Annotated in this window: 7 protein-coding genes and 1 pseudogene; all 8 read right to left on the bottom strand. The window is 74.2% G+C overall.

What is annotated here, in order from left to right:
• Positions 1-610 (bottom strand): hypothetical protein (locus C1I99_RS28385; RefSeq protein ID WP_111137274.1); only part of this gene is annotated, 610 nt, incomplete at its 3' end.
• A 72-nt stretch (positions 611-682) separates the two neighbouring features.
• On the bottom strand, positions 683-1,543 hold the full coding sequence (locus C1I99_RS28380) for a hypothetical protein (protein WP_111137272.1): 861 nt from the start codon (positions 1,541-1,543) through the stop codon (positions 683-685).
• 85 nt (positions 1,544-1,628) lie between these two features.
• Positions 1,629-3,191 carry a polyamine aminopropyltransferase gene (locus tag C1I99_RS28375; protein ID WP_111137271.1) on the bottom strand — a complete coding sequence of 521 codons (1,563 nt, stop codon included), beginning with the start codon at positions 3,189-3,191 and terminating at the stop codon, positions 1,629-1,631.
• Positions 3,188-3,934, bottom strand: coding sequence for a hypothetical protein (locus C1I99_RS28370; RefSeq protein ID WP_199562419.1), 747 nt, complete (start codon positions 3,932-3,934; stop codon positions 3,188-3,190). The genes C1I99_RS28375 and C1I99_RS28370 overlap by 4 nt, the downstream gene beginning before the upstream one ends.
• A 65-nt stretch (positions 3,935-3,999) precedes the next feature.
• Positions 4,000-4,422, bottom strand: a complete 423-nt coding sequence (locus C1I99_RS28365; protein WP_111137270.1) for a DUF350 domain-containing protein — start codon at positions 4,420-4,422, stop codon at positions 4,000-4,002.
• Positions 4,423-4,485: 63 nt separating this feature from the next.
• Positions 4,486-4,911, bottom strand: a complete 426-nt coding sequence (locus tag C1I99_RS28360; protein ID WP_111137269.1) for a DUF4247 domain-containing protein — start codon at positions 4,909-4,911, stop codon at positions 4,486-4,488.
• The gene (locus tag C1I99_RS28355) at positions 4,908-5,414 is read right to left on the bottom strand and encodes a DUF2617 family protein (RefSeq protein ID WP_111137268.1); all 507 of its coding nucleotides are present in this window, start codon (positions 5,412-5,414) and stop codon (positions 4,908-4,910) included. Before C1I99_RS28355 ends, C1I99_RS28360 begins: the two co-directional genes overlap by 4 nt.
• Positions 5,414-5,896: pseudogene (locus C1I99_RS35455) on the bottom strand (DUF4178 domain-containing protein); the annotation flags it as partial. The gene C1I99_RS28355 and the pseudogene C1I99_RS35455, both read right to left, overlap by 1 nt.
• Positions 5,897-5,928: the final 32 nt, after the last annotated feature.

The following is a 5,928-nucleotide window of genomic DNA, read 5'->3' as shown; positions in this document are numbered from 1 at the left end:
GTGCCGGCGGCTGGTGCGGGGTGGGCGGCGTGCCCGGCGCCCCGGCAGGTCGACGGAACCACGCGTTGGCCGCCGGCAGCGCCAGCAACACGGCTACCACAAGGTAACCGAGCACCTGGCCGACGGAAAGCCCCGCGGTCAGCGGAATCCACCAGGACGGGTGGGCGTCGGCGACCAGGCCCAGCAGCTCGGCGGCGACCCGGTCGTCTTCGCCGAGCCGCAGCGGGACGGCGCGCTGGCCGAGCAGCACCGCCAGCCCGCAGCAGCCGAAGAGCAGACCCAGCCCGCAGACCACCCAGGTGGTCACCCGGCCCCCGGGGCGGCCGGCCCCCAGGCGGAGGGCGAGCCCGGCGAGCAGCAGCCCCACCAGCAGGCTCACCACCGCGGAGAGCACGGTGGACGCGCGGAGCAGGGTGACCAACCCGTCGACCTGGTCGGGGCGGGCCGACGTGCCGGTTGCCGCCGAGCGGAGCCTGTCCACCGTGCCGCTCAGGATGAGCAGCCCGGCCGCGGCGTACCCGAGGGCGGCCACCGCCATCAGCGCCAGCACCGCCGCGGCGACCACGACCACGGCCGGGCGACGGGCCGGGGCCCGATCTGGGTACGACACGACGAGTCCCTCCGGTAGGCGTCGGGTTGCAACCTACTCGGAGGGACCGTCGGGGTCGCCGCTATCGGAGTGTCAACTCACCGGCGGCGGAGTCGGGCCGGGGCGGTCCGACCCGGGTTGCGCGTCGCCCGGCTGCTCCGGCCCGCCCGGTGCCGGCGGCTGACCAGGGGCCTGCGACTGTCCGGGCTGACCCGGCTGGCCAGGCTGACCCGGCTGTGGGTAGCCCGGCGCCGGCGGGTAGCCGGGAGACTGCGGGTAGCCCGGCGCCTGCGGGTGGCCCGGGGCCTGCGGGTGGCCCGGCTGGCCGCCGGCCTGCGGGTAGCCCGGGTAGGACCCGCCGGGGACCGGGGGCTCCCACACCTGCTTCGGCTTGCGGAAAAACTCGTTGGACTTCGGCAGGGCCAGCAGGATCAGCGCCGCCAGCAGCGAGAGCAGACCGACCACGCCGAGCAGGATGCTCACCGGGGTGACCCAGGACGGCAGCTCGGCCTCCAGGCGGCGCTGGATCTCCTCGCCGCTCGGCACGTCACCGTTCGTCCCACCGGTGGGGCCGGTGAAGCCACCGGCCAGGCCGCCGATCAGGTTGCCGCCGACGCAGCAGACCATGACGCCGCCGAGGATCCAGGTGGCGATCCGCGCCCCGTTGCTGCCACGGTTGTTGAACATGCCCAGCACGGCGAGCCCGAGCGAGAGCAGCAGCAGGAAGATGCTGACGCCGATCCCGAAGGCGAAGGCGATGTCCGCCACCGTCTCCGCGCCGTTCGCCGAGGTGCCCCGGTACGCGTCCCTGAGCACGTCCCGGATCGTGCCGATCGTGGCGAGCGTGATGATGAGGCTGATCAGCTGGGTGATCGCGAACAGAATCAGCAGATAACTGGAAATCGTCACCACACCCGGCCGGGACCGGGCCGGGGTGCTGTGGGAGTCGACCACGATGCTCCTTCCCTAGATCGCGCCCACACCGTATCGAGAACCGGCCAGCGGGGCAGGACACGACGACGGGACCCGCCGGAGAAGATCAGTAGCCGCGCCACTCCGCGCGGGCGTACTCGAGCACCCGGGGCTGGAGCAGCGTGGAGGCCGGCACGTCCACACGACGCCGGTCGGCGGGGAAGGCACCGGCCGCGGCGAGCGTCCCGGCGTCGAGGAAACGCAGCGCCGGAGCGTCCGGCGGCAGGGCCAGCGCGGGCGGGGTGGCGCCGGGGGCCGCGAGCAGGAAACCCCAGTCGCCGAAGGAGGGAACGTCCACGTGGTACGGGGTGGCGGCGAAGCCGGCCGCGCGCAGCGACGCCTCGATCGACCAGTACGACCGGGGCGCGAAGTACGGCGAGCCGGACTGCACCACCAGCCGGCCCCCGGCGGCGAGGACGTTACGGACCAGCACGTAGAACTCGACGGTGTAGAGCTTGGCCGTGGCCGTCTCGTCCGGGTCGGGCAGGTCCGCCACCACCGCGTCGAACCGCTCGCTGGCGGTACGCAGCCAGGCGAACGCGTCGGCGTGGCACACCCGCACCCGGGGGTCGTCGAACGCGCCGCCGTTGAGCCGGCGCAGCTGCGGATCGGTGCGGGCCAACGCCACCACCGCCGGGTCCAGATCGACCACGGTGATCCGCCGGACGTCCGGGTAACGCAACAGTTCCCGCACGGCGAGCCCGTCCCCCGCGCCGAGCACCAGCACCTCGCCGCGCGGTCCGTTCAGCACCGGATGCACCAGCGCCTCGTGGTAGCGGTACTCGTCGACCGAGCTGAACTGGAGGTCGCCGTTGAGGTACAGGCGCAGGTCGGCGCCGGTGCGGCCGGACTCGGTGACCGAGCGGGTCAGCACGATCTCCTGGTAACGGCTGCGCTCGGCGTGCACCACCGGGTCGCGGTAGAGCTGCTGCCGGGCGGTCAGCTCGAAGTCGTGCGCGGTGACCCACGCGTACCCGAGGCAGAGCGCGACCACGACGGTGCCGGCGCCGAGCGACACCCGGGCACGGCGGCTCAGCTCGCGGCGGAACACCGTGCAGACCAGCGCGAGCCCGGCGGCGGCGTTCACCGCGCCGACCACCAGCGCCCCCTTGAGCTGCCCGAAGACCGGCAGCAGCAGGAACGGGAAGGCCAGTCCGCCGAGCAGCGCCCCGACGTAGTCGGCGGCGAACAGGTCGGCCACCGCGCTGCCGGCGGCCTGCTCCCGGATCCGTTGCAGCAGCACCATCAGCAGCGGGATCTCCGCGCCGATCAGCAGCCCGAGCACGAACGCGGTGGCCACCAGCGCCGGGCCGTACAGGTCGAGCCAGGCGAAGGCGGCGTAGAGGCCGAGCACGGACAGGCCACCGAGCAGCGCCAGGGCCAGTTCGACGGCGGCGAACGCGGGGGCCGCCCAGGACTGCAACGGCTTGGCGGCGAGCGCGCCGACACCCATCGCGAAGACCATCACGCCGAGCACGATCGACGCCTGGCCGACCGTGTCGCCGATCAGATAGCTGCCGAGCGCGACCAGGGCCAGCTCGTAGACCAGGCCGCACGCCGCGCAAACGAAGACCGCGGCGAGCACCGCCACGCGAGCCAGCCGCCGGCGCGGGGGCGCGTCGACGGTCACGCCCTCTCCGGCGTACGCCCGGCGGCCCGCGTGCCGCCTCCGCGGCGCTGCCCCCGCGCCGGGCCGGCGGCACGCTGCGTCCGCTGCCGGCGGCGCAGCACCAGTCCGACGGTGACCAGCAGCGCGGTGACCAGCAGCAGGCCGGCCGCGCCGAGGAAGTAGCCCCACCGGTCCCGCCACAGGTCGCTGCCGGCGTCCGGCAGCGGGGACGGCGCGGCGGCCGGGGCGGCGGTGGCCACCGGGGCGGGGCTGACGGCACCGGTCTCGGCGAGCAGCAGCGGCAGGCTGACCGCGGCCCGGGTCACCGCCCAGCCCGGGTCGTCGAGGAAGGCGTCCTCGGTGAGCCCGAACCGGTCCAGCCCCGAATCGACGGTGATCAGGTCGAGCCGCTCCAAGTCGGCGGAGCCCTCGATACGGACCGAGGCGTAGTCGTTGGCCTCGCTACTCTCGGCCGTGTAGGTGATGTCGGCGACGACCTGCGCCCAGCGCGGGCAGCGCGGGTCGTCCGCCACGGCCACCCCGTCGCCGAGGTTCGAGCCGACGCTGACCACGTCCAGGCCGTCCTCCAGCCGCCAGCCGTAGCAGATGCCCTGCGTCGCGGCGGCCCGCGCCAGCAGCGGCACGGTGTCGGCCCGCTCGGTCGCCGTCGGCGGTGGTACGAGGGTGCTGTCGTCGTCGGCGCCGAGCACGCCGGCCACGACGGCGACGGCGACGACACCGACGCTCAGGAGCACGACTGCCATCCCCTTCCTGCCGTTGGTCTGCGCCCGCTGGTTTCCCGCCCGGCTGGCGGGCCGCTTCGTCGCCATCAGCTGATCGCGGCGGCGATGATCGCGCCGGTGGCGAGGTGGACGACGGCGGAGACCCACACCGCCGGATGCGGCTCCGGGTCGACCAGGAGCTCGCCGAGCCGGCCCGGGGTGGCCGCGTCCAGCAGCAGGAACGCCGCCGCCATGATGACCAGCCCGAGGATCCCGTACGCGGCGGCGCCGACCAGGCCGAGGACGAAGTCGTCCTCGCTGGCGACGATCGCGGCCACCACGATGATGCCGACGCCCGCCAGGTTGGAGGCGAGCAGCAGCGCCGCGTTGCGGTTGCGCTCGTTCCAGATCAGCTCGTTGAGCCTGCCGGGCGTGGCGACGTCCACCAGGACGTAGCCGACGCCCATCAGCAGGACGCCGACCACCCCGTACGCGAGGGTGACCAGCAGGTCGGTGACGAGGGTCTGCACAGGAGGCTCCAGGGTGAGGGGGGTCGGTCCACGTCGGGCGGGCGGCCGGCGGCGCCCGGACGGCTACTTGCCGCTGCCGGGGCCGCCACCTCGGACGGTGCTCCCGCGCCCCCAGCCCCAGTGGTTGCCCACCGTGGGGTGGTAGCGCGGGTAGGCGGTGACGAGGCGTTCCAGCAGGATCACCGAGCCGGTGGCGATCGGCAGGATCACCACCGAGTCGTCGTCGTAGCGCAGGTAGACCCCGCTGCCGTCGATGTACTGGTCGGCGGGCTGCCAGGCGTCGGTGACCTCCTCGGCCACCTCGCTGGGGGTGCGGGCCGAGGTGTAGGCGATGGCGTCACCGCCGATGTCCCGGCCGGCCGCACGGGTGTAGCGGTCCTCCACCAAGCCGCGCGGGGAGAAGTTGCCGTAGAAGACGGCGAAGCCGGCGACCAGCGCACCGATGACGGCGAAGGCCACCCCCACCACAAACCAGCGTCGGTACGTCATCGCAGGGTTACCACCGTCTCGGTCAGGACCAGCTCGTTGGTCTGGGGATAGGCGTGCCAGGTGCGCCAGGCGAGGGCACCGTCCGGCGGGTCGGCGCGGACCGACAGCGCGGTGACCGCGTCGACGTCGCCGGGGAAGACCCCCACCAGCGCGTACGGCTCGTCGGCCAGCTCGGCGCGGAGCGCGGCGGCCCGGTCGCTCAGCCCGGTACCCGCCGGGCGCAGCACGGTGGCGGTGAACCGGTAGCCGGCCGCCTCGTCGTGCAGGGTGCCGGGCAGTTCGGGGGGCCGGCCGGGCAGGCAGGCGACGGTCTCGGTCAGCGTGGTGGCGGGGGCCCGCAGCACCACCTGGTGCGAGGCGCCGAGCAGGCGCAGCCGGAGCTGGACGTCGCCGGGCAGCGCCAGGTCGAGCACGTGCAGCGCGGGCCGCTCGGCGTCACCGAGGGCAAGGCTGAGGTCGGCGGCGCTGGTGTCGACGTACGGAGCGTCGAGGGTGACCAGCATCAGTCCGCCTCGGCCTGCGGGTAGATCATCACCTCGGAGCGGTGCAGCCGCTCACCCCGGGCCACCTCCCAGCCCGCCTCCCCGTACGCCTCGAAGGAGAGCCGGGCGCCGCCGGACGCCTGGTAGTCGTGGTACCGCATGGTGCCCGTCGGGTCGAGCCCGGTGGTGCCGGTGGCGGTGTACCGGGCCTGGCCGGACTCGTCCCAGCTGTACCGGCGGCCGGCGAAGTCGATGGTCGGGGCGCCCGGGGTGACGGTGGCACCCGGCTCCGCCTCCCAGAACACCAGCTCCAACTCCGGGTCCTCCTCCACCGAGAGCCAGCGCCGGACGCCGCCGGCGTCGTCGAGCAGGTGCTCGACCCAGCTCCAGCCACCCTCGACCAGGCGGACCGAGCCGCGCACCGCGTACGACACCTGGCGGATCTCCGCGATGTCGCCCGGCTTGAGCCGGCGCGGGTCGCCGCGCAGCGCGTCCTGTCTCCTTATACACATCTGACGCTGCCGACGAAGCTAGA

The organism is Micromonospora deserti, from assembly GCF_003236335.1.
Classification (GTDB): Bacteria; Actinomycetota; Actinomycetes; order Mycobacteriales; family Micromonosporaceae; genus Micromonospora; species Micromonospora deserti.
The sequence above is the reverse complement of the archived record's forward strand: the minus strand, read 5'-3'. Positions and strand labels throughout refer to the sequence as shown.

Bases quoted from the DNA above. Each gene is read 5' to 3' on its own strand.
- C1I99_RS28360 (WP_111137269.1), bottom strand. From the start codon at position 4,911: ATGACGTACCGACGCTGGTTTGTGGTGGGGGTGGCCTTCGCCGTCATC.
- C1I99_RS28355 (WP_111137268.1), bottom strand. From the start codon at position 5,414: ATGCTGGTCACCCTCGACGCTCCGTACGTCGACACCAGCGCCGCCGAC.
- C1I99_RS28370 (WP_199562419.1), bottom strand. From the start codon at position 3,934: ATGGCAGTCGTGCTCCTGAGCGTCGGTGTCGTCGCCGTCGCCGTCGTG.